Source organism: Actinosynnema sp. ALI-1.44, from assembly GCF_001984155.1.
GTDB lineage: Bacteria > Actinomycetota > Actinomycetes > Mycobacteriales > Pseudonocardiaceae > Kibdelosporangium.
This window is the reverse complement of record NZ_MTQO01000054.1, coordinates 1,090,981-1,114,695: the sequence shown is the minus strand read 5'-3', so window position 1 is coordinate 1,114,695 and position 23,715 is coordinate 1,090,981. Positions and strand designations below refer to the sequence as shown.

20 protein-coding genes are annotated in these 23,715 nt (G+C 67.9%); 12 read left to right on the top strand and 8 right to left on the bottom strand.

The genetic code is table 11. From position 1 onward, the window contains the following. Positions 1 to 92: 92 nt before the first annotated feature. Positions 93 to 1,769 carry an FAD-binding oxidoreductase gene (locus ALI144C_RS51915; protein ID WP_076994636.1) on the bottom strand — a complete coding sequence of 559 codons (1,677 nt, stop codon included), beginning with the start codon at positions 1,767 to 1,769 and terminating at the stop codon, positions 93 to 95. 104 nt (positions 1,770 to 1,873) lie between these two features. Between ALI144C_RS51915 and ALI144C_RS51910 the strand changes: the two genes are divergently transcribed. Both ALI144C_RS51910 and ALI144C_RS51905 read left to right on the top strand, forming a co-directional pair. Further along, the gene (locus tag ALI144C_RS51910; protein WP_330359662.1) at positions 1,874 to 2,734 is read left to right on the top strand and encodes an IclR family transcriptional regulator; all 861 of its coding nucleotides are present in this window, start codon (positions 1,874 to 1,876) and stop codon (positions 2,732 to 2,734) included. A 33-nt stretch (positions 2,735 to 2,767) separates the two neighbouring features. Beyond that, complete coding sequence (locus ALI144C_RS51905) at positions 2,768 to 3,619, top strand: LLM class flavin-dependent oxidoreductase (protein WP_076994634.1); 852 nt, start codon at positions 2,768 to 2,770, stop codon at positions 3,617 to 3,619. A gap of 54 nt (positions 3,620 to 3,673) precedes the next feature. On the opposite strand, the gene ALI144C_RS51900 is transcribed toward ALI144C_RS51905, so the two are convergent. From ALI144C_RS51900 to ALI144C_RS51890, 3 genes are read right to left on the bottom strand one after another with little or no spacing between them, the layout of a single operon-like run. Next, complete coding sequence (locus ALI144C_RS51900) at positions 3,674 to 4,051, bottom strand: RidA family protein (RefSeq protein ID WP_076994633.1); 378 nt, start codon at positions 4,049 to 4,051, stop codon at positions 3,674 to 3,676. 11 nt (positions 4,052 to 4,062) lie between these two features. Then, positions 4,063 to 4,806: an IclR family transcriptional regulator gene (locus ALI144C_RS51895; protein WP_076994632.1), complete on the bottom strand. Its 744-nt coding sequence runs from the start codon at positions 4,804 to 4,806 to the stop codon at positions 4,063 to 4,065. Beyond that, positions 4,803 to 5,738, bottom strand: coding sequence for a sugar kinase (locus ALI144C_RS51890; protein ID WP_237774758.1), 936 nt, complete (start codon positions 5,736 to 5,738; stop codon positions 4,803 to 4,805). The genes ALI144C_RS51895 and ALI144C_RS51890 overlap by 4 nt, the downstream gene beginning before the upstream one ends. Positions 5,739 to 5,919: 181 nt before the next feature. On the opposite strand from ALI144C_RS51890, the gene ALI144C_RS51885 reads away from it, so the two are divergent. The 9 genes from ALI144C_RS51885 (at position 5,920) to ALI144C_RS51845 (ending at position 16,828) form a co-directional block, all read left to right on the top strand. After that, on the top strand, positions 5,920 to 7,215 hold the full coding sequence (locus ALI144C_RS51885; protein ID WP_076994918.1) for an amino acid deaminase: 1,296 nt from the start codon (positions 5,920 to 5,922) through the stop codon (positions 7,213 to 7,215). A gap of 29 nt (positions 7,216 to 7,244) precedes the next feature. Continuing rightward, positions 7,245 to 8,834: an N-acyl-D-amino-acid deacylase family protein gene (locus tag ALI144C_RS51880; RefSeq protein WP_076994631.1), complete on the top strand. Its 1,590-nt coding sequence runs from the start codon at positions 7,245 to 7,247 to the stop codon at positions 8,832 to 8,834. A 7-nt stretch (positions 8,835 to 8,841) separates the two neighbouring features. After that, positions 8,842 to 9,474, top strand: a complete 633-nt coding sequence (locus ALI144C_RS51875) for a bifunctional 4-hydroxy-2-oxoglutarate aldolase/2-dehydro-3-deoxy-phosphogluconate aldolase (RefSeq protein ID WP_076994630.1) — start codon at positions 8,842 to 8,844, stop codon at positions 9,472 to 9,474. A gap of 18 nt (positions 9,475 to 9,492) precedes the next feature. Further along, positions 9,493 to 10,905 (top strand): GntP family permease, encoded by a 1,413-nt coding sequence (locus tag ALI144C_RS51870; protein WP_076994917.1) that lies wholly within the window; start codon positions 9,493 to 9,495, stop codon positions 10,903 to 10,905. 26 nt (positions 10,906 to 10,931) lie between these two features. Next, positions 10,932 to 12,044, top strand: a complete 1,113-nt coding sequence (locus ALI144C_RS51865) for a lactonase family protein (RefSeq protein ID WP_076994629.1) — start codon at positions 10,932 to 10,934, stop codon at positions 12,042 to 12,044. 176 nt (positions 12,045 to 12,220) lie between these two features. Further along, the gene (locus tag ALI144C_RS51860) at positions 12,221 to 13,531 is read left to right on the top strand and encodes an extracellular solute-binding protein (protein ID WP_076994628.1); all 1,311 of its coding nucleotides are present in this window, start codon (positions 12,221 to 12,223) and stop codon (positions 13,529 to 13,531) included. Beyond that, complete coding sequence (locus ALI144C_RS51855; RefSeq protein WP_076994627.1) at positions 13,531 to 14,475, top strand: carbohydrate ABC transporter permease; 945 nt, start codon at positions 13,531 to 13,533, stop codon at positions 14,473 to 14,475. The genes ALI144C_RS51860 and ALI144C_RS51855 overlap by 1 nt, the downstream gene beginning before the upstream one ends. Continuing rightward, positions 14,463 to 15,332 (top strand): carbohydrate ABC transporter permease, encoded by an 870-nt coding sequence (locus ALI144C_RS51850; protein WP_083754119.1) that lies wholly within the window; start codon positions 14,463 to 14,465, stop codon positions 15,330 to 15,332. Before ALI144C_RS51855 ends, ALI144C_RS51850 begins: the two co-directional genes overlap by 13 nt. Next, complete coding sequence (locus tag ALI144C_RS51845; RefSeq protein WP_076994625.1) at positions 15,329 to 16,828, top strand: beta-N-acetylhexosaminidase; 1,500 nt, start codon at positions 15,329 to 15,331, stop codon at positions 16,826 to 16,828. Before ALI144C_RS51850 ends, ALI144C_RS51845 begins: the two co-directional genes overlap by 4 nt. A gap of 358 nt (positions 16,829 to 17,186) precedes the next feature. Here the strand turns inward: ALI144C_RS51845 and ALI144C_RS51840 are convergent, their stop codons facing one another. From ALI144C_RS51840 to ALI144C_RS51825, 4 genes are all read right to left on the bottom strand, one after another. Next, entirely contained in the window at positions 17,187 to 17,858 is a 672-nt protein-coding gene (locus ALI144C_RS51840) for a response regulator (RefSeq protein WP_076994624.1), read from the bottom strand. A gap of 120 nt (positions 17,859 to 17,978) precedes the next feature. Continuing rightward, a complete protein-coding gene (locus ALI144C_RS51835) occupies positions 17,979 to 19,274 on the bottom strand; it encodes an arsenate-mycothiol transferase ArsC (protein WP_076994623.1) in 1,296 nt (431 codons plus the stop codon). A 91-nt stretch (positions 19,275 to 19,365) separates the two neighbouring features. Beyond that, positions 19,366 to 20,574, bottom strand: a complete 1,209-nt coding sequence (locus ALI144C_RS51830; RefSeq protein WP_202819243.1) for a helix-turn-helix domain-containing protein — start codon at positions 20,572 to 20,574, stop codon at positions 19,366 to 19,368. Continuing rightward, positions 20,540 to 22,126, bottom strand: a complete 1,587-nt coding sequence (locus ALI144C_RS51825) for a sensor histidine kinase (protein WP_076994622.1) — start codon at positions 22,124 to 22,126, stop codon at positions 20,540 to 20,542. The genes ALI144C_RS51830 and ALI144C_RS51825 overlap by 35 nt, the downstream gene beginning before the upstream one ends. A gap of 128 nt (positions 22,127 to 22,254) precedes the next feature. On the opposite strand from ALI144C_RS51825, the gene ALI144C_RS51820 reads away from it, so the two are divergent. Beyond that, positions 22,255 to 23,610 carry a cation:dicarboxylate symporter family transporter gene (locus tag ALI144C_RS51820; RefSeq protein ID WP_076994621.1) on the top strand — a complete coding sequence of 452 codons (1,356 nt, stop codon included), beginning with the start codon at positions 22,255 to 22,257 and terminating at the stop codon, positions 23,608 to 23,610. The last annotated feature ends 105 nt before the right edge of the window (positions 23,611 to 23,715 follow it).

Here is a 23,715-nt window from a genome sequence, read left to right as displayed (position 1 = left end):
GCGAGAACGACCCGTCTCGCCTGCTTTCCACGCGTTCCGGCACCCCTGACACCCGGAGCGCACTCGGGGGTGCCGGAACGGTGGGTCGGGGCCTACGGCTCGATCGACTGGCGGTGGCGGAAGATGTTGCGCGGGTCGTACTTCGCCTTGACCTGACGCAGCTTCGCGTAGTTCCCCTTGTAGTACAGGGTCGACCACGCCACACCGGACTTGTTGAACGACGGGTCGGACAGGTCGATGTCCGGGTAGTTCACGTAGCAGCCGTCCGTCACCGCGTTCGGCACCGGAACACCACCCGTCGACGCGTACACCGACGAGTAGAAGTTGCGGAACCACTGGAGGTGCTTGGCGTCCTCCGCCGGGTCCTTCCAGTACACCTGGTACTGCAGCTTCATCACCGAGTCACGCTGCGGCACCGCGGTGTCCGCCGAACCCACCGCGTTGATCTTGCAGCCGTACGAGTCGATCTGCACCAACGCATTGGGGTTGTTGTACTCCGTGGTCGCCAGCGCCTGGTAGGTCGCGGCGATCTGCTCCGCGGTGTGCCCCTTGCGCAGGTACGCCGACTTGTAGTCGCCGCGGAACTCCCAACCGCCACCGCTCAACGCGTACGTGCCGTTGAGCCACGGAAGCCGCTGCGGCTCGTCGAACTGCGCCAGCGCGGGGTGGTGGCCGGTCTGGGCGACCGACGCGGTCCGCTGCGCCTGGACCCCGGCGAACACCGCGTTCAGGTAGTCGTCGAGCAGTTTGCGGGCGTTCGGCGCGGTGGCGTCGGACTGGGTCAGCAGCGCGACCTGGCCGCCGACGGCTTTCGTCGCCGGGTCGAACGTCCGCTTGTTCAGCTTCAGCAGGCCGAAAAGCCCGGCGTACGGCGAATCCGGCGCGCTGTTGCGCTCGTGCCACTTGCCGAAGTTGTCCACCACCCTGGTGAAGTCGGCCTGGGTGATGTCCGCCCAGTTGAGCGCGACCGAGCTCAGGTAGATCTCGGACGGCGGCCTGGGCAGGAACGTCGACGGGTCGGTGCCCGTCGCCGTACGTGACTTCAGCAGGAACCGCGTGATCACGCCGAAGTTGCCACCGCCACCGCCGGTGTGCGCCCACCACAGGTCGCGGTTGGGGTCGTTGGCCTCCCTGGTCGCGATGACCGACTTCGCTCTGCCCGAAGCGTCAACGACGACGACTTCGACGCCGTACAGGTAATCGACGGTCAGACCGAACTGCCGGGAGTTCAGACCGTAGCCACCGCCGCTGATGTGGCCGCCCGCGCCGACCGTGCCGCACGAGCCGCCGGGGATGATGACGCCCCAGACCCGGTACAGCGCCTCATAAACCTGAAAAAGGTTCGCACCCGCGCCGACCGAGATCGCGTTCACCGCGGGGTCGTAGCCGATGTCGTCCAACTCGGACAAATCGAGCACGACCTGCTTGCCGCTGTAGACGAAGTCCTCGTAGCAGTGACCGCCGCTGCGCACGCCGATCTGCTTGCCCGCCGTCACCGCATCCTGAACCGCGGCAACGACCTGCGCGGTCGAACTGACCACGCGCACCTGTTCCGGCGCACCGATCCAGCGCGGGTTGGTGCCTCTGACCAAGTCGATGTACCTGCCGTCACCCGGCTTGACCGTCGCGGCGGGCAGGCTGACCCCGGCCTGCGCCTGCGCTCCGGTTTCCTGTGCCACCGCGGTGCCGCCGAGTGCACCCGACGCCGCCACTCCCACTGCCGCGGCGCCCGCTCCCACCAGAAAATTCCGGCGTCCTACCTCACTCATTTGGATAGTCACCCCTTCGAGCACGAAACCCCCCAGCGCTCTCCAGACGACCACCGCGCAGGTCAGACGTGCCACGAGTTGATCAGGTTGTTGTGCAATGCAAAATGTCGTGTTGTGGCCGTAACAGGTCCAGACCACGTGTCATGCTTCACACTGTGTCCAGTCAGCCCAGTTCGCGTAATCAGTCGTCGTCACTACGACGCGCGCTTTCAGTACTCCAGTACGTGTCCGATCGGGCGAACGAGACCCGCGGTGTCCCGCTGTCCCGGATCGCCGAGGACCTGAAGATCAGCAAGAGCAGCGTGCTGCGCCTGACAACTCCCCTGCTCGACACAAATCTGCTCATCCGGGACCGGCAGACCGGCTGGTTCCGGCTAGGCCACGGCGCACTGCGCCTTGGCCAGGCCTACCTGGCGTCGTTGGACTTACGCACCGTGGCCGCCGAGCCGCTGCGGCGCATGCAACGCACGTTGGGCGAGACCTGTCATTTGGTCGTGTACGAGCCGCCGGATGTTGTCTACATCGACAAAGTCGAGAACGACCACCAGGTACGAATGGCCTCCCGAATAGGCAACCGGGTGCCCGCGTACCGGACGGCCGTGGGGAAGGCGATTCTCGCCTGGCTGCCCGAAGAAGCAGTCCAGGAGGCGATCGACCGCGGTCTGGCACCGGTGACCGACCGCACCCTCGCCGACGCCGAGGCGTTACGCGCCGACCTGCAACGCATCCGGCGTCGCGGTTACGCCATCGACGACAGGGAGAACGAGGAGGAGGTCCGTTGTGTCGCCGCGCCGATCTTCGACCACAGCGACGAGGTGATCGGCGCGCTCTCGGTGTCCTCGCTGGCATCCCGGATGAAGCCCGCCCGGGTGCGTGAGGTCGGGCCGCTGGTGATGCGGTACGGCATCGAGATCTCCCGGGTGTTCGGCTCGGCCAGACTGCCCGCCGAGGTGCAGCGCGAGTGAAAAACCGGTTGCACCGCGTGATGTCATGCGAGAGTGCGTTTCTCGGTGAACATCCCGAACTTCGGTGATTTCGCGGACCCCGGCGCGGTCGCCACAGTGGCGGTGGCGGCCGAACAGGCAGGGTGGGACGCGGTGTTCGTCTGGGATCACGTGGTGCACCTGAAACAACTCCGGCGCCCCTTCGGTGATCCGTGGATGCTGTTGACGGCGGCCGCGGTGGCGACCAGCCGGATCAAGCTCGGCACGCTGGTCACGCCGGTGGCGCGGCGGCGCCCGCACCAACTGGCCCGCCAGGTATCCACTTTGGACAACCTGACCGGTGGCCGGGTGATCCTCGGAACCGGTCTCGGCGCCCCGGTCGACGACGAGTTCGGCAGCTTCGGCGAACCGACCGACCCGGTGGTGCTGGCGGAGATGCTCGACGAAGGCCTGTACCTGCTGGACCGCTACTGGTCCGGCGACACCGTGACGCACCGGGGGCAGCACTTCACGGCCGACGAGGTGGCCCTGCTGCCCACCCCGGTGCAGCGTCCCCGCGTGCCGGTCTGGGTGGCGGGCTACTGGCCGAACAAGCGGCCCATGCGGCGCGCGGCCAGGTGGGACGGGGTCGTACCGCTGTTCAAGTCCGCGCGGCACGGTTTCACCCCACCTGTCGATGAGGTCCGCGACCTGGTGGAGTACGTCGACAGCCAGCGGGATCCGGGACCGTTCGACGTGGTGGTCGGCGGGATGAGCCCGGCGGACCCGGCCAAGGCGCGCGACGTGATCGGCCCACTGGCCGACGCGGGCGCGACGTGGTGGGACGAACGCAGGCAGCAGGACGAGCTGATCACCGACCTCGATCCCGTGCTGCGGCGCGTGGAACAGGGCCCGCCGAGGCTCTAGGCGAGAGACGCGATCAGGCCCGCCGGGGCGAGCCTGATCGCGTTGTCGTTGACGTCAGTCCACAACGGCCAGCGCGTCGATCTCGACGAGCAGGCCGGGCGGCAGGCCGACGTAGACCGTGGTGCGTGCCGGCAGGTCCGAACCGAGGACCTCGGCGTAGGCCGCGTTGAACTCCGCGAAGTGCGCGACGTCGGTCAGGTACGCGCGGAACATCACGACGTCGTCGAACGAGGCTCCGCCCGCTTCCAGTACCCGCTTGACGTTCGCGAGGACCTGACGGGTCTGCTCCGCCACTGTGGTGCCGACGAGCTCGTTCTGCTCATCGAACGCCACCTGGCCCGCGACCTGGAGGATGTTGCCCTTCCGCACCCCGTGCGACAGCGGCACCGTCGGCTTCACGGTGCCCTCAGGGTGGATGAAGGTCCTGGCCATGTTCTTCCTCTCTATCGGTGATAGCCGCACTCGGCGGACGCTTTCTCCGCCGCGCGCAACAAATCGGGGACGAGCCCCAGCAACCCGTCAAGATCCAACAGTACCTTCGGCACGGACAACGACATCGCCGCGAGCACTTCACCGCGTGCGCCGCGGATCGGTGCGGCGATGCAGTGGATGAAGTCCTCGTGCTCGGAGTTGTCGACCGCGTAGCCGCGTGAGGCGACGGTCGCCAGCTCGGTGAGATAGGCCTCCGGCGTGATGATCGTGTTCTCGGTCTTCTTCTCGTAGGTGATGCCTTTGGCGATCTCCCGGCGACGCTCGTCCGGGAGCGCGGCCACGAGGATCTTGGCGACCGCCGTGCAGTGCAGTGCCGCGCGTTTGCCGATCCGGGAGTACATCCGGACCTGGTGGCGGCTCTCGAACTTGTCGATGTACACCACCTCGCCGTCCTCGTAGGAGGCCAGGTGCACGGTGTGGCCGGTCTGCGCGTTCAGGTCCCGCAGTGCGGCTTCGACGCTGCGGCGGACGTCGCGGTCCTCCAGCGAGCGGTGTGCCAAGTCGAACAGGGCTGTCCCGAGCCGGTAGTAGCGCACGCCGTCGCGTTGGACGAACCGGTGTGCCTCGAGTGTCCGCAGCAGCCGCAGGACGGTCGACTTGTGCACGCCGATGACCTCGGCGAGCTGGTCCAGCGTGCGCGGGCCTTCGGCGAGGCCGTCCAGCAGGGTCAGCGCCCTGTCCAAACTTTGGCTCATGCTTGTAAGACTCCCTGCTCGGTGAGGTGAGCGGCGGCCCACTCGTCCGCGTCCGCGTCGAGCAGCGAGGTGACCAGCTCGGACGGGAGCGGTGTACCGACATCGTCGTGCGTGCGGAGTGTCGTGGCGGCTTGCAGGTGCCCGGAGCGAAGTCTGCGTTCCGGGGACGCGCCTGCCAGGGTCGCGGCCAGGAATCCGGCCGCGAAGGCGTCGCCCGCGCCGACGGGTTCGACCACGTCGACGCGCAGCGCGGGCTGGAAGAGCTGGATGTCGCCTTCGATCAGGGTCGCGCCGCGCGAGCCGTGTTTCACCACGAGCGTCGACGGGTGGGGCACGATCCGCCGGATCTCGGCGGGGTCGCTCGTTTCCCACACGGCCAGCGCCTCGTCGTCGCCGACCAGGACGATGTCCGCCGCGTCGGCCAGTTCCCGCAGCACGGACGGGTCCCGGTCGCTCCACAGCTTGGGCCGCCAGTTGAGGTCGAACGACAGCCGGAAAGTCTCCCGCGGCGCGGCGAAGAGCGCGCGCATCAGCTCAAGGCACGAGTCGGACAGCGCCGCCGTGATTCCCGTCAGGTGCAGGACGCGGACGTTCAGGTCGAGCTGGTCGAGCATCGAGCGGTCCATGCCGGACGCGGCCGAACCGCGGCGGTAGTAGCGAACCGGGCTGCCGCCCGCGTTGCTCTCCTTGATGTAGAGCCCGGTGGGCCGGACGGGGTCGACCACGACACCTGAGACGTCCACGCCGCTCGACCGGACCGCCGAGACGACGGCCTGCCCGAAGGCGTCCTGGCCGACGGCGCTGACCCACTTCGCGCGCAGACCGAGCATGGCCAGATTGCAGGCCACATTGGACTCGGCGCCGCCGACGGTCCGGATCCACGTGCGGACCTGGTCCACCGGTCCCGGCTCCCCCGGCACGAACAGCGCCATGGACTCGCCGAGGCACAGCACATCGGTCTCCACTGGACTTCCATCCTTTCCCCGTACCGGGCCGATCACCCAGCGCAGGGGGCTCGTTGCGAACGTTGACCTGGCGGCGATGGGGATGCTACACACCACCGCAGCACATCGCGCAATAGCCGTTGCAAGATACGCAATGGAGGGTATCCAGATGGTCGAACCGGCGAGCATGAACCTCGACGCGGTGAATCGGCTGGCCGACGAGCGGATCGACTGGCGCTTCAAGGGCATGCCGGACGCGCTGTTCGGCAAGACCGTGGCCGAGGCGCTGGCCACCAAGCCGAAGCTGTTCACCGACGGCTTCGTCGGGCCGCTCGTGGTGCTCGACAACGATGCCATCGAACACAATCTGGCGACCATGCGCCGTTGGTGCGAATCACGCGGCCTCGCGCTGTCACCGCACGGCAAGACGACGATGGCGCCACAGCTGTTCAAGCGCCAACTCGAAGCCGGCTGCTGGGCGATCACGACCGCCAACGCCAGCCAGCTGCGGGTGTACCGGGCGTTCGGCCTGACCCGGATCCTGCTGGCCAACCAGCTGGTCGACCCGAACGCGCTGCGCTGGCTCGCCCGTGAACTCGCCGACCACCCCGATTTCGAGTTCTACTGCTGGGCCGACTCGGTCCGCGCGGTCGAGTTGATGACCGAGGGCCTCGCAGGCTCACAACGCCAGGTCAACGTGTTCGTCGAGGTCGGCGCGCCCGGCGGGCGGACAGGCGCGCGCACGGCCGAGACAGCCGAAGCGGTCGCCGACGCGATCGTGGCCAGCCCGGTGCTCAAGCTCGTCGGCACCGCGGGCTGGGAAGGCTCGCTCGCGCACGCGGCGGACTCGGCGGGTCTCCAGGCGATCGACGACTTCCTCGCCCAGATCCGCTCGGTCACCAGCCAGCTGGCGGGCAAGTTCGAGGACCCCGAACGCGTGATCGTCACGGTCGGTGGCAGCGCGTACTTCGACCACGTCGCCGACGCACTGACCCAGCCGTGGCCCGACGGCCTGAACGTGTTCCCGTTGCTGCGCAGCGGCGCGTACGTCACGCACGACGACGGCTTCTACCGCGAGAACTCGCCACTGGGCGCGCACTCCCGGATCGCGGGCACATCGAGCTTCCGCAGCGCGCTGCGCGCGTGGGCGCAGGTGACGTCCAAGCCCGAGGAGAACCTCGCGCTGCTGACCATCGGCAAACGGGACGCGTCCTTCGACGAGGGACTGCCCGAGCCGCAACTGATCCACCGCGACGGCACGACGTTGCCGCTGACCGGCGCGGTGATCACGTCGCTGAACGACCAGCACGCGTACCTCGAGCCGAACGGCGCCGACGTGCGGGTCGGCGACTGGATCGGGCTCGGCCTGTCGCACCCGTGCACGGTGTTCGACAAGTGGCAGCTGCTGCCCGCTGTCGGCGCCGACGGCGAGGCCGTGGTCGACTTCATCCGAACCTACTTCTGACAGGCGTGTTTCTGACAAAGGAGTCCGAAATGGACATCGCCTTCCGCGGTGCGACCGTCGTCGACGGAACCGGCGCGCCGCGCTACCGGGCGGACGTCGGCGTGCAGGCCGGTCGAATCGCCGAGATCGCGACCGGCAGGAGACTGGACGCCACCCGCGTGGTCGACGCGACCGGCCTCGTCCTCGCGCCGGGGTTCATCGACATGCACTCCCACTCCGACCTGCAGGTGCTGGCCAAGCCCGACCACCTCGCCAAGGTCTCGCAGGGCGTGACCAGCGAGGTCTACGGCCAGGACGGGCTGTCCTACGCGCCGGTCAACGACGAGACGCTGGCCGGGCTGCGGGCGCAGCTGGCCGGGTGGAACGACGACCCGGCCGGGTTCGACTGGAACTGGCGCAGCGTCGGCGAGTACCTCGACCGGCTCGACCAGGGCATCGCGGTGAACGCGGCGTACCTGCTGCCGCAGGGCACGATCCGGATGATGGTGGTCGGCTGGGACGCCCGGCCGCCCACAGAGTCCGAAATGGACACCATGAGGGAGGTCGTCGCGCAGGGCCTGCGGGAGGGCGCGATGGGCCTGTCCTCCGGACTGACGTACACGCCGGGGATGTACGCCGACACCGCGGAACTGGTCGCGTTGTGCGAGGTCACGGGCAAGCTCGGCGGCTACTACAGCCCGCACCACCGCAGCTACGGTGCCGGCGCGCTGGAGGCGTACGCCGAGATGGTCGACGTGTCGCGGCGCTCCGGCTGCCCGCTGCACCTGGCGCACGCCACGATGAACTTCCCCGTCAACAAGGGCCGTGGCGTGGAACTGCTGGCGCTGCTGGACGAGGCGATCGCCGACGGCTGTGACATCACGCTCGACACGTACCCGTACCTGCCCGGTGCGACGTACCTGAGCGCGTTGTTGCCGAGCTGGTCGACCGAGGGCGGGCCGGACGCCGCGATCGCCCGGATGTCCGATCCGGACACCCGGGAGCGGATCCGCGCCGACCTGGAGGAGAACGGGTCCGACGGCTGCCACGGCGTGCCGGTCGACTGGGACTCGATCGAGATCAACGGCGTCCGCAGGGACGCGAACCTGCACCTGGTCGGGCACAGCGTGGCCGAGTCGGCCCGCACCGCCGGGCGGCCACCGGCGGAGCTGTACTTCGACGTGTTGATCGACGAGCGGATGGGTACCTCGTGCCTGATGCACGTCGGTCACGAGGACAACGTCCGGGCGATCATGAAGCACCCGGCGCACACCGGTGGCAGCGACGGGATCCTGGTCGGCGAGCGCCCGCATCCGCGGTCGTGGGGCACGTTCCCGCGCTACCTCGCCCGGTACGTGCGTGAGCTGGGCGTGCTCGAACTCGAGGAGTGCGTGGCGCACCTGACCGGCCGGGCCGCCAATCGTTTGCGCCTGTCCGATCGAGGCCTCGTCCGCGAGGGTTACGCGGCCGACCTCGTGTTGTTCGACCCGGACACGGTCGCGGACACCGCGACTTTCGACGAGCCGCGCCAAGTCGCCACTGGTATTCCGTACGTGCTCGTCAACGGTGTGCCGGTGATCGACGACGGGACGCACACGGGCGCCACACCAGGCCATTCGCTGCGAAACCCAGGAGTCTAGGAAAATCATGGATCTCATCGCCGAGCTCAGCGCGTGGCGTTCGTTGTGCATCATCCGGGCTCCGGAGATCGCCGACCCCGTCGGTCTCGGGCAGACCCTGGTCGAGGCGGGTCTGCCGATCGTGGAGTTCTCCTTCACCACGCCGAACGCGCCGCGTCTGATGGAACAGGCCGCCAAGGTGGATGGTCTGATCCTCGGTGCGGGCACGGTGATGACCGAGCAGAACGCCCGCGACGCGATCAACGCGGGCGCGAAGTTCCTGCTGACGCCCGGTCTGCGGCCGAAGGTCGTTGCCGTGGCGACCGAGCAGGGTGTGCCGGTCGTGCTCGGGGCGATGACCCCGACCGAGGTGGCCGACGCTGTGGACATGGGCGCCACAGCGGTCAAGGTGTTCCCGGCGGCGCGGCTGGGTCCGGACTACTTCAAGGACCTGCACGGCCCGTACCCGGGAACTCCACTGGTGGCGACCGGCGGCCTGACCGCCGCCAACGCCGCGGAGTACCTGGCAGCCGGAGCGCTCGCGGTCACCGCGGGCAGCGGCGTGGTCTCCCCCGAACTGGCCGCCGAGTCGAGGTTGGCTGAAATCCGGCAGCGGGCCAGCGAGTTCGTCGACGCCGTAGCACTGGCCAAGCGTCACTAAGAGAAGATGGAGCAGTCCATGGTGGACTGGTTGCAACACACGACAGGCGGGCTGCTCACGCTCGCCGCGGTCGGTATCGCACTGCTGCTGGCGATGATCATCGCGTGGAAGGTCGAACCCTTCATCGCGTTGCTGATCGTCGGTGTCGGTACCGCGCTCGCCGCGGGCATCCCGGTGGAGACCCTGGTCGGGTCGATCCAGTCGAGCAACTCGGGCTCGCTGATCGAGACCGGGTTCGGCAACATCCTCGGCCACATCGCGGTCATCATCGGCATGGGCACGTTCCTCGGCGCCATCCTGGAGTCGTCCGGCGGAGCGCAGGTGCTGACACGCAAGCTGCTGCAGGCGTTCGGCGAGAAACGGGCCGCGCTGGCGATGGGCCTGGCCGGGTTGATCTTCGGTATCCCGGTGTTCTTCGACATCGGCATCTTCGTGCTCGCGCCGCTGGTGTACGTGGTGGCCAAGCAGTCGGGCAAGTCGATCCTGCTGTTCTGCCTGCCGCTGCTGGCGGGCCTGTCGGTGACCCACGCGTTCCTGCCGCCGCACCCCGGCCCGGTCGCCGCGGCCGGTCTGCTCGGCGTCGGCCTCGGCTGGGTGATCCTGTTCGGCGCGATCTGCGCGATTCCCGCGTGGGGTGTGGGCCTGTGGTTCGCCAACCGGATCGGCAACCGGATCCACATCGAGGTGCCGGAGGAGATGCTGGAGGCCGCCAAGGCCGGGCGCAAGCAGGACGGGCCGGGCACCGCGACGGCACCGGCCGAGCCGAAGCTGAGCACGGTCGTCACCATCATCGCGATCCCGTTGGTGCTGATCCTGATCGGTACGTTCGGCAGCATCATCCTGCCGAAGAAGTCGTTCGCGGCCGGTGTGGCCACGTTCTTCGGCACCCCGGCGATCGCGCTGACGATCTCGGTGCTGCTGGCGTTCTGGCTGCTGGGCTACCGCCGCGGGATGACCCGCAGCGAGGTCTCCTCGATCGCCAACGCCTCGCTCAAGCCGGTCGCGATGATCCTGCTGGTCGTCGGTGCCGGTGCGTTCTACGGCCGTGTGCTGACCGTCAGCGGGATCGGCAAAGCCGTGCAGTCGTCGCTCGCGGACATCGGCCTGCCGGTGCTCGTCGCGGCCTATCTCATCTCGTGCGGTCTGCGGATCGCGCAGGGTTCGGCCACCGCGGCGATCGCGGCGTCGGCGGCCATCGTCGGCCCCACCATCGCGAACGCGGGCTACACCCAACCCCAACTGGCGCTCATCGTCGCCGCCATCTGCGCCGGTTCGATCATCGCCTCGCACGTCAACGACGGCGGGTTCTGGATCGTGTCCCGGTACTTCGGCATCTCCGTCAAGGACACGCTGAAGACCTGGACAGTGCTGGAAACCATCTTGTCCGTCGTCGCCTTCCTGGTGGCGGCGGTCTTGATGATCTTCATCTGACCCCTGCAAGGAGAGGATCAGCACAGGTGACGGATTTGAATCGGCGCCGCTTTCTCGGCGCCGCCGGAGTCGGCGGTTTAATGGTGGCCACGGGGATACCAGCGTCGGCCCAGGGGAGATTAGTGTCCACTGTGTACATCGGGAGCTACACGAGCTGGGGCAACCCGCCCGGCCCCGGCTTCCAGGTCGGTACCGTCGACTCGGCGACCGGCAAGCTCACCATCACCAGCGGCGTCAGCGGGATCCCGGACCCGTCGTGGTTCGCGTACTCGCGTGACGGCCGGGTGGTCTACACGACCATCGAGACGAATCCGGGCAAGGTCACCGCGCTCAGCATCGCCGACCCGCAGCGGCCGAGGGTGCTCAACTCGGTGAACGTCAACGGTGCCGGGCCGACACACGCCACTGTGCACGGCAAGTACCTGCTGACGGCCAACTACACCAGCGGCAGCGTCTCGGTGCTGTCGCTGCAGGCCGACGGCAAGGTCGGCAGGGTGACGGACGTCGTGACCCACACCGGCAGCCGGGCCGCGCACGCGCACCAGGTCGTGTCCGATCCGAGCGGGCGGTGGATCGTCGCCGTCGACCTCGGCACGGACTCGGTGTACGTGTACGGCATCGACAACGCGGGCAAGCTGAAACTCAACCAGCAGCTGCCCCTGGCCGCCGGGCTCGGGCCGCGACACCTGACGTTCCACCCGAACGGCCGGTTCGCCTACGTGCTCGGTGAGCTGCGGTCGGAGGTGACCGTGTTGGCGTGGGACGCGGCGGCCGGGAAGTTCACGGCCGGGCAGGTGATCAGCACGCTCGGGGGCGCGACGCCACCGGAGAACTACCCCGGCGAGATCCAGATCTCGCCGGACGGCCGGTTCGTGTACGCCACCAACCGCGGGCACGACAGCCTGGCCCAGTTCACGGTCTGCGAGACCGGCAAGACGCTCACGTTCGTCAGCACGACACCCACCGGCGGCTCCTGGCCGCGGCACTTCACCTTCGACCCGGCCGGGACGAGGGTGTACGTGTCGAACCAGCGCGCGGGCACGATCAACGTGCTGCCGCGTGACCCCCGCACGGGCACGCTCGGTGGTTCCGCCGTCACAGCGAAGGTGAACAACGTCGGCATAGTGTCCTTCAAGTAGTCCCTGGTCAGCCCTCGCGAGTGGGTTGGCCGGTCAGAACCGGCCAACCCACTCACGAGGATCTACCTGCGGTAACAGCATTGGTTTAGACCCTTGTGCCGGGCAATTGTCCGTTCTAGCATCGCGGCATTGCCTTATGCGAAACGCGCGTTGCAACAGACGCAACCGGAGGAACAATGAAGATCAAAGGTTTGCTGGCTGCAGCCGCTGTGGGGGCGTTAGTAGTCGCATGTGGACCGCCGCAGGCAGCCAACAACCAGCCGCAGCAGAACGGGAACTCCGGCCAGCCGGTCGGCGAGATGACCGGTGAGCTGAAGGTGTGGCTGTTCCAGGAGGCCAGCAACGGCCCGAAGGAAGCGGCGGTCAACGAGGCCAAGCAGGAGTTCGAGGCGGCGCACCAGGGCGTGAAGGTCACCGTCGAGTACCTGCCGACCGACGGCCGCGCGACCCGGTTCAACGGCGCCTTCAACGACAAGAACTCGTCACCGGACGTCGCCGAGTTCGGCAACACCGACCTCGCGGGCTACGCCGCGTCCAACGGGTTCGCCGACCTGACCAACGACATCGCCGCGTGGCCGGACAGCAAGGACCTGATCCCGTCGGTGCTCGACACCGCCAAGGTGAAGAACAAGACGTTCGGCATCCCGTGGTACACCGGCACGCGCGCCCTGTACTACCGGACCGACGTGTTCACCGAGCTCGGCCTGCAGCCGCCGAAGACACTGGCCGAGCTGACCGAGACCGCCCGCAGGATCCGCCAGTCGAAGCCGGACCTGTACGGCGTCGCGGTCGGCGGCAAGTACATCTACGCCGCTTTCCCGTACATCTGGGCCAACGGTGGCGAACTGGCCAAACAGGACGGTGACAAGTGGACATCCGGGCTCACGGACCCGAAGGCTCGTGCGGGCCTCAAGCAGTACTCCGAGCTGCTCAAGGACGACATCTGCCCGCCTGCCGCGTGCGCGCAGCTGACCGGTAGCCAGTCCGTCGCCCAGTTCGCCGGTGGCAAGGCCGCGATGACGATCGGCGGCGACTTCAACCGCAAGGCCGTCGAGGCGGGCGTGGTGAAGGGCAAGTACGCAGTTGTCCCGTTGCCGGGCACGGAGGCGGGCAAGCTGGCCCCGCCGTTCGCCGGTGGCAACCTGCTCGGCGTGTTCGGCGCGAGCAAGAAGTACACGCTGTCGCTGGAGTTCATCAAGCTGCTCGGCGGCAAGAAGTACCAGCAGAAGATGTACACCGCGATGGGCAACCTGCCGACGTTCAAGGACGTCCAGGAGCAGGTCGCCAGTGCGGACAAGTTCGTCGAGCCGTTCGTGAAGGCCGCGCAGAGCGGCACCAAGTTCGTCCCGGCGACGCCCGCGTGGACGAAGATCGACGCGCAGAACATCATCCCGACCGCGATCCAGCAGGTCGCCACGGGCGGCCAGTCCGTCGAGGCGGCAACGGACGCGGCGGCAGGTGAGATGAACAAGGCGTTCGGTAACTGATGACGACGCAACTAGCCCCCGCGGCGCCGGACCTCGAGGTCCAGGCGCCGCGGCGGCCTGCCCGCAAGAAGCGCGACGGGCGGGCGGCGGCGATCTACCTGCTGCCCGCGGGGATCCTGCTCGCGGCGCTGATGGCCTACCCGCTGTTCCAGCTCGTGCAGATCTCGTTGTACGACTACAACCAGCCGCAGGCCAGCGGCGCGGAACCGCTGGTGTTCATCGGGGCCGACAACTACATCGAACTGTTCGGCGACACGCAGTTCTGGTCGGTGCTGGTGTCGACGATCCTGTTCGCCGCGGTGTGCGTGGTCGGCAGTCTCCTGGTCGGCACCGGCCTCGCGGTCCTGGCCACGCGTGTCCGCGCGATTCCCAGGATGCTGCTGTTCCTCGCCGCGCTGGGCGCGTGGGCGACCCCGGCGATGGCCGGGTCGTACGTGTGGCTGTTCCTGTTCGACGCGAACTTCGGTGTGGTCAACGAGGTGCTCGGGATGCAGGGGCACTCGTGGACCTTCGAGCGGTTCTCGGCCTTCGGGCTGGTGGCCGCCGAGGTGATCTGGTGCTCGTTCCCGTTCGTGATGGTCACGATGTACGCGGGCATCAAGAACATCTCCTCGGAGATCATCGAGGCGGCGCAGCTGGACGGCGCCACCTGGCGGCGCACCGCGACCCAGGTGATCCTGCCGATCCTCAAGCCGCTGCTGGTGATCGCCACGATCCAGTCGATCATCTGGGACTTCAAGCTGTTCACCCAGATCTACGTGATGACCAACGGCGGCGGTGTGGCCGGCCGCAACCTGGTGCTGAACGTCTACACGTACCAGAAGGCGTTCGCCGGTGAGGAATACGGCCTCGGCGCGGCGATCGGTGTCGTGATGACCGTGCTGCTGATGCTGATCACGGTGGTGTACCTGCGGACACAACGGAGGTCCGGATGGCAACCGTGAGCATGCCCTTGCGCAAGAAACGCCGTAGCCCCGGCAGGTTGGTCGCCGAGATCGTCTGCTGCGTGATCGCCGCGATGGTGGCGTTCCCGCTGTACTGGATGGTTCTCGCGGCGTTCAAACCGGCGGGTGAGATCCAGTCCGCCACGCCGTGGACGTTCGCACCGAGCCTGGAGAGCTTCGAGCGGGTGCTGGGCTCCAACGGCTTCGGGCGTTACTTCCTCAACAGCACGATCGTGGCCATCTGCGTGGTGGCGCTGTCGATGCTGCTGTCGTTCCTGTCCGCGATCGCGTTGACCCGGTTCCGGTTCAAGGGCCGCACAGTGCTGCTGGTGATGTTGCTGGTGGCGCAGATGGTGCCGGTCGAGGCGCTGACGATCCCGTTGTTCTTCATGGTCCAGCAGGTGGGCACGAGCGTGCCCGCGTTCGGCCTGAACCAGCTGGCGCCGCTGGTGCTGGTGAACCTGGCGTTCAGCCTGCCGTTCGCGATCTGGATGCTGAGGGGGTTCGTCGCGGCCGTGCCCGCCGAACTGGAAGAGGCGGCGGCACTGGACGGCGCGAGCCGCATGCGGTTCACCTGGCAGGTGCTGTTCCCCCTCGTGGCGCCCGGCCTGGTCGCGACGAGCGTGTTGGCGTTCATCCACGCGTGGAACGACTTCCTCTTCGCCCAGACCCTGATCTTCTCCGACGTGGACAACCGCGTGCTGCCCCAGGCGATGCGGGTGTTCTACAAGCCGGAAGAGCTCGACTGGGGCGGGATCATGGCTGGCGCGACCCTCATGACGATCCCGGTGCTGATCTTCTTCATCTTCGTGCAGCGGCACCTGGCGTCCGGAATCTCTGGAGCTGTCAAAGGATGACGAGTTTCGAAGGCTTGCTTCCCAAGCCGTCCTCGGCGACCCCGGCGGAAGGTACGTTCGTCAGCGACGAACCGGTGGAGCCGTCGGTGACGTACACCGGCAGCCTGCCGCCCGAGGGGTACCGGATAACCATCACGCCGCAGGGTGTCGAGGTCGCCGCGGCGGACGAGGCAGGCGCGTTCTACGCGTCGCAAACCCTGCGGCAGCTCCACGGGGCCGACCGGTTCAGGGCCGCCTCGATCCACACAGGACCCTGGGAGCTGCCCTGCGGCACGATCGAGGACGCGCCGAGGTTCGGGTGGCGCGGCGTGCTGCTGGACGTGGCGAGGCACTTCAAACCGAAGTACGAGGTGTTCCGGTTCATCGACCTGATGGCCGCGCACAAGCTGAACGTGCTGCACCTGCACCTGACCGACGACCAGGGCTGGCGGATCGAGGTCCCGGCGTACCCGAAGCTGACCGAGGTCGCCAGCTGGCGCACGGGCTCGTGGGTCGGCCGCCCGCCCGACGGCACGAAGGAGAACGACGGCCGCCCGCACGGCGGTTTCTACACCACCGCGGACCTGCGCGAAATCGTGGCGTACGCCCGCGAACGGCACATCACGATCGTGCCGGAGGTGGACGTGCCAGGACACAGCCAGGCGGCGATCGCGGCGTACCCCGAACTGGGCAACACGGGTGAGCAGATCGCGGTGCGGCCGGAATGGGGCATCAGCGAGGACATCCTCAACGTCTCGGACGCGACGGTGGAGTTCTACAAAACCGTCCTCGACCACGTGATGGACGTCTTCGACAGCCCGGTGATCTGCATCGGCGGCGACGAAGTGCCGACCGTGCAGTGGAACGACAACCCCATCGCGGCCCAGCGGATGGCCGAGCAGGGCTACACCTCCGTGGCCCAACTGCACGGCTGGTTCCTCGGCCAGTTGGCGGCGCACCTGACCAAACACGGCCGCCGCGCCCTCGGCTGGGACGAGATGCTGGACGTCGGCGACCTCCCGGACGACGCGGTGGTCGGCTCATGGCGAGGCGAGGAAGCGGGCGCGACGGCAGCGTCGTCGGGACATGACGTGGTGATGTGCCCCGAGCAGTACGTCTACCTCGACCACCGCCAGTCCCGGCACCCGGACGAGCCGATCCCGGTCGGTTTCGTGCACACGCTGGAGGACGTCTACGGCTACGAGCCGATCCCGCCGGGACTGAAGGAGGAGTTCCACAAGCACGTCCTCGGCGCACAGGCGCAGGCCTGGTCCGAACACATGGACAACTTCCGGCGCGTGGAATACATGACCTTCCCCCGGCTGGCCGCGTTCGCCGAGGTCGTCTGGTCGGCACCGGCAGGCCGGTCCTACGAGGAGTTCGAAGCCCGCCTGGTCAACCACCACCTGGCCAGGCTGGATGCCATGGGTGTGGAGTACCGGCCGCTCACCGGCCCACACCCATGGCAAACCCGCCCGGGGGTGCCCGTCCGAATGAGGGAACTGCAGTCCAAGTAGACAGCGCAAGCAACCCACAACGGCTCGCGCACAAGCGCAAACCCAGCGACAACAGGCTCGCGCGCAAGCGCAGAGGTCCGCTTCGGGGGTGTCTCCTGCCCGTCGGCCTGGGCGAAGCCAACCACGGGCTGTCAAGAGGTCGGCCTGCACAAAACAGCCCAGCGATAGCGGTACCGATCCTCTTGATAGACCGTGGTTCCCTGGGGCAGGTCGACGGGCAGGAGACGCCCACGCCTCACAACCCTGGGACAAGAAAGCATGCGCCGGGAAGAACACAACGCGAAGAACCTCCTGCCCAGAGGTCAGCCCCCCGGCGAGGGGAAATCTTGTCCGTGAAACACCACCGCACACAGCGAAATCAAGCCAGACGGTAGAAAAGCTCAGGCCGCCCAACCGGCCCGTACTGCGGACGCCGAACAACGGTCCCGGTGTCCGCGAGATGCTCGAGATACCGCCGAGCGGTAACCCGCGAAATCCCCACAGCACCAGCGGCACCCACCGCGGAAAGACCCTCCGGGGTCTCCCGCAAAGCGGCCACGACCGAATCGAGCGTGTCCGCGCTCATCCCCTTGGGCAGCCCGATGCCCTCGGTACCCCGGAGCGTGGCCAGCGCACGATCCACATCGGCCTGGCCCGCGGCCTCCCCCGCCGCCGTGATCGCGTCCCTGAACTGGGCGTACCGCTCCAGTTTGTCGCGCAGTGTCGCGAACGTGAAGGGCTTGAGCAGGTACTGCACGACCCCCGCCGACACCGCCGCGCGGACCATCGCCAGGTCGCGGGCCGAGGTCACGGCGATCACGTCGATGTTCGGGGTGGTCGCCCGCACCGCGCGGCTGATCTGCAGGCCGTGCGCGTCGGGCAGGTAGAGGTCCAGCAGGAGCAGGTCGACCTGGTGCTGTTCGACGAACCGTTTCGCCTCCGCGCCGGTGTGCGCGACGCCGGACACGGAGAACCCCGCGACCCGCTCGACGTAGAGCCGGTGCGCGTCGGCCGCGACGGGATCGTCCTCGACCACCAAAACCCTGATCATCTCGACAGCCTCACGTGGCGGGCTCGTCCGGCCTACCGCCGAACAGTGTCTCCCACGAACGCCGCCGCCCGGCATCTGGGCATGGTGTACCACGTACCGGAACCGAATCATCACCTGCCGTCACGCGGGCACGAGGCGAGCGTTCACCGCGTCCCTGATCCGGGTGGCGCATTCACCGAACGCTGCCTGGGTTTGGCCGTGCGGGTCGGGGATGTCGCCCGCCGGGTCGATCAGCGAGACCCTCGCACCGGGAACGATCGCCAGGACGGCCGCGCGCTGCTTCTCGGTCATCACGTAGATCCGCTCCGCCCTGGCGATCATCTCTGGCGTCAGCCGTCTGGACTTGTGGCCGTGGGGTGTGATCCCCCATTGCCGCAGGGCAACGAGTGCTTCCGGCGGCATGGGCAGGCCGCGAGTCGCGTGTAGACCGGCACTCCGGACACGGCTGCCGCAGATGGCACGGGCGAACGCCTCCGCCATCGCCGAGCGGCATGTGTTGCCACCACAGACGAACAGCACTCGCGGGCCACGCACGACCGCCGGGTAGCTCAGCGCCGCGATGGCCATGAGGATGAAGCCCGCCCCGACCAGCTGCCCGGTGCCGGGCGCGGCGATTCCCGTCAGCCAGGTCAGGGCGAACGAGGCGACCAGGCCGGAAACCAGGCTGGCGCACCGGTTCGCCGGCACGCACCAGGTGTATTCGCGGCGGTCGAGGTAGATCAGCGTGCCGTAGACGTACAACACCGCGTACAGCAAGCCGATGGCGAACCCGCCGAAGGTGAACGAGCCGTACCCGAACGCGCTGACCACCACGACCTGGAGCACGGCCGCGATCGCCATCTCCGACGCCAGGTAACCGCGATCGTCGTCGGCGTCACCCGTTTTGGCGACCCTGCTCATCACCCCGAAGCGTCCGATGTAGCCGGTGTAGTACACCGCGAGGCTCAGCACGGCACCGGCGGTGAGCACGTAGCTGTTGACGTCGCTCAGCGCCGCGGCCACCGCGAACAGGCTGAAACCCAGTGCCGTCCATGAGTAGGTGTTCACCTCCCGGCCGCGGGCGGTGTCCACGATCGGTGCGAGGATGAGGGTTCCGCCGCGCATCATCAGCAGCATGAACAGGACCGACACGCCCGCGAACGTGTAGTTCAGCGTGGTCGTCGCGATGATCAGGGCCATGCAGAACCCCGCGGTGAGCATCGCGCGGTTTAACCGGATGCGCCGCCACCAGCCGGTCGATCCGAGGAACAGCGCCGCACCGGCGAGCGTCCCCAGCGCGGCGGACGAAAGCAGCCCGAAAGCGCCGACCTCCGCCGACAGCACTTTGGTGAACGCCGCGTACGGGGTGTACCAGAAGAAATAGCCGAATGCGAGGCCCAGCACGCCACCAGCCAGCCACCACGGGTTTTTCGCCATGACTTCCACTCAACCGCCGTACTGGCGGGTAACAGCCACTCGCCGGGCGACTGCCCCACGGCGTGACAGTTACCCGAGTAGTGCCGTGCACCTAGTGGATGATGCCTGTTCGATCCGCGAGCGGTCTGAGCTCCGGACGCGTCAGCGCTGTCTCACGGCGCAGCAGTTCCCGCACCAACGCCTTCACCTCGACGTTCAACGCCAGCTCGTCGGCGGATTCCCGCTCGGCCCGCAGCAGCATGTGCACGGCGGCGACGTCTTCGGTTCGACTGCAGTACGCCTTCGCCAGCGCGACGTAGTACGAGAATCTCCGCTCCACACTCGACAGTTTTCGCACATCACAAGATTGCGCCGTTCGAATTGCCTCGCCGGGCCGGGAGAATTCGACCGCGACCCACGTCCGGTATATTCCGACGTTCGTCGGGCCGAACACGGTACGGAAGTCGTTGCGTTCGCCCAGTCGTTCGGCGATCTCCGCCGCGGTCTCCAGCGCCGCGCACGCCGCGTCCTCGTCGGCGGACCTGGCGAACAGCATCGCCCGCAACAGGTGCAACGCGCCGAACAGGCTCACCCTGGCGACCGGCCCGTCGGCCAGCACCGGCTCCAACTCGGCCACCGCGTCGTGCGCTAGTTCCCGTGCGACGTCGATGTGTCCCTGCCCGGCGAGGATCATGCCGATGTTCCACGCCGCCGCGGCACGCAGGTCCAGGTCATCGGCCTTGATCGCCGCGGCCATCGCCCGGTCCGCCGCCAGCAGCGAAACATCCCGCGCGCCAACGTGTTTGGTGTACGCACGCGCCAGGAAGTACAGCATCGACGCGGTCCGCAACAACAGCGCGCGCGGCGGCCCGTCCACCACCGGGATCGCCGCACGGACCTCGGTGATCAACCCCGGCAGCATCGAGCCGATCTGCCCGAACGGCCTGCTTCGCTGCCAGACGTCCCACGCCGCGCGGACCGCCGCTGCCAACCCGGGCACGTCCGGCTCATCGCGCGGACGCGGGTCGAACGACACCATGGCCGCGCGGATGGCGGGCACCGAAGCGTGCTCGGGCGGGTCTTCGGGCAGCACGCCGACCGGCATCCCGGTCAGCCGGTAGAGGTCACGCACGCGCAGGATCCGCGCGATCGCTATCCAGTCGGCGAACGCCGTGACCTGGCGCTGCCCCGACTCCCATTTCCGCCACGCCGACACCGTGCAGCCCTTGAGCTGCGCGCACTGCTCCTGGGTCAGCCCGGCTCGCCTGCGATACAGGCGGATCCGCTCACCCGGAGGTAATCCCGGATCGACTGCCACCACGCTCCGATTGTCCCCCGGCGGGCAACCGGACGGTGAACACGGCGCCGATCTCCTGGCCGAGCTCGATCGTCCCGCCGTAGCGGCGCACCGCCTGGCCGACCAACGCCAGTCCCAGCCCCCTGCTGGCGTCCTTTGTGGACCAGCCACGGGTGAACGCGGCCCGCGAGGCGTCCTCGTCGAGACCCGGCCCGGTGTCGGCGACCCTGATCAGCACGCCCGGGTCGTCGCTGCGCACGGTCACATGGACCTTGGGCGGCTCGTCGCCGTCGGCCGCCGCGTCGAGCGCGTTGTCGATCAGGTTGCCGAGGATCGTCACGAGATCACGGCCGGGCAACGCCGTCTCCTCGATGTGCGTGTCCGGCGTGATCACCAACTCGACGCCGCGTTCACTCGCCTCAGCCATCTTGCCCAGCAGCAACGCGGCCAGCACGGGTTCCCGGACCGCGCCGACCACCCGGTCGGTCAACTGCTGCGCGATCTCGAGCTCCTCGGTGGCGAACTGGACGGCTTCGCCGGTCCGGTCCAGTTCGATCAACGACACGACGGTGTGCAGCCGGTTGGCGGCCTCGTGGGCCTGCGAGCGCAGCGACTCCGCGAACCCCTTGACCGAGTCCAGTTCACCGGTCAGCGCCTGCAGGTCGGTGTGATCCCGCAGCGTCACCACGGCACCGTGCGCGGGCACCTCGGACTTGTTGACCACCAGCACGCTGCGGTCGGTCACGTGGATCTCGTCGCGGACCTGCCCACCGGACAGCAGGCTGTCCACAAGGGACGACGGGAGTCCCAGCGAGGACAGCGGTTCGCCTTCGACGCCCCCGGTCACGCCGAGCAGGTCCCGGGCGGCGTCGTTGCACAGGGTCACCACACCGTGGCGGTCGAGCAGCAGCAGGCCCTCGTGCACCGCGTGCAGGATCGACTCGTGGTAGTCGATCATCCGGCCGAGCCGGGCCGGGCCCATCCCCCTGGTCTGCCTGCGCACCCGTGCGCTGACGAAGTACGTCCCGATCAGGCCGACACCCAGGGCCGCGGCGGCGACGAGCACCACGGCGACCAGCCTGCTGGACAGCTCGTCGGCGATCGCCGCGACCGTGATCCCGACAGCCACCAGCGCGACCACACGATCGGCTGAAAAAACCGGGACGACCGCTCGAACCGACGGCCCCAGCGTTCCGACGAACGTCTCGGTCAGAACCCGGCCGTCCAGCGCGTCCTGCGTGTTGCCCAGGAATTTCCTGCCGATCTCCCCCGGGTTCGGATGCGTGTAGCGGGTCCGGTCGGTCTTCATGATCGTGATGAAGTCGACGCCGGTGTCGTGCCGGACAGCCTCGGCGAACGGCTGCAGCGTGATGCTCGGGTCAGGCGTGACCAGCGCGTCGACCAGCGTCGGAGCGTCCGCGACCGACTTGGCCACCGCGACGACTTCGCGCCGTGCGGCGTCCTCGGTGTTCCTGGCCGCGTCCAGGTAGGCGAGTATCGATCCCCCGCCGACTATCACGGCGACGATCACGACTTGCAGCACCAGCAATTGGCGGGCGAGGCTCCACTCACGCATGATCCGTAACCTCCGCGACGCGCGACCGAAATGAACACAACCGTGACCAGGGTCATATCGCCACTCATAGTCTGCACAACCGTTCACCACGACCAGCCGTCACGTCCTGCCTTCCCAGGAGGCCCGTTTTGTCCACAGTCGAAGGGCGCACCCGCCGGGATCGCACCCACTTCCTCTACCTCGCGGTCATCGTGGCGGTCGCCCTCGGCATCGCCGTCGGCCTCATCTGGCCGCAGACCGCGATCGGCCTCAAGCCGATCGGTGACGGGTTCGTCAACCTGATCAAGATGATGATCAGCCCGATCATCTTCTGCACGCTGGTGCTCGGCGTCGGGTCGATCAGGAAGGCCGCGCAGGTCGGCAAGGTCGGCGGCCTCGCGATCGGCTACTTCATCGCGATGTCGTTCGTGGCGCTGGCCGTCGGTCTGGTCGTCGGCAACATCCTGCACCCCGGTGACGGCCTGCAGCTCACCAAGGACGTCGTCAAGGCCGGGCAGGCCGAGGTCAAGGCCCAGGAGGACACCACCAAGTTCATCCTCGGCATCATCCCGACCACCCTGTTGTCCGGCCTGACCAGCGGGGACGTGCTGGAGACCCTGCTGGTGGCGCTGCTGGTCGGCTTCGCGCTGCAGGGCCTTGGCAAGAAGGGCGAGCCGGTGCTGCGCGGGATCGCGCACATCCAGCGCCTGGTGTTCAAGGTCCTGTCGATGATCATGTGGCTGGCCCCGGTCGGCGCGTTCGGCGCGATCGCCGCCGTGGTCGGCAAGACGGGCACGGCGGCGCTGCAGAGCCTGCTCGTGATCATGCTCGGCTTCTACATCACGTGCGTCCTGTTCATCGCGGTCATCCTGGCCGGGATGCTGTGGCTGGTGTCGCGGCTGAACCTGTTCTCGCTGATGCGGTACCTGGCCCGCGAGTACCTGCTGATCTTCTCCACGTCGTCGTCGGAAAGCGCGCTGCCCCGGCTGATCGCGAAGATGGAGCACGTCGGCGTGAGCAAGCCGGTCGTGGGCATCACGGTGCCGACCGGTTACTCGTTCAACCTCGACGGCACGATGATCTACCTGACCATGTCGACGATCTTCATCGCCGAGGCCATGGGCGATCCGCTGGACTTCGGCGAGCAGATCAAGTTGCTGCTGTTCATGATGATCGCCTCGAAGGGCGCGGCGGGCGTGACCGGCGCGGGTCTGGCCACGCTGGCAGGCGGCCTGTCGTCGCACCGGCCGGAACTGGTCGGCGGGGTCGGCTTCATCGTCGGCATCGACCGGTTCATGTCCGAAGCCCGCGCGTTGACCAACTTCACCGGCAACGCCGTGGCCACCGTGCTGCTCGGCACGTGGACGAAGGAATTCGACCGGGACAAAGCACAACGGGTGCTGTCCGGCGCGGAACCGTTCGACGAGAGCTCGCTGTCGGACGACCACGGCGGACCGGGCGACGACGACAAGACCGAGACCAAACAGGACTCGGTCAAGGCCTGAGCAACCGGCAAGGAACTCCGGCGAAGTGCCGGTCACGCCGTCGATGTGCGGTGTGACCGGCACTTCGCCTTGTGACAGGTCCCATGTCCGTATCAGCCGCTCAAC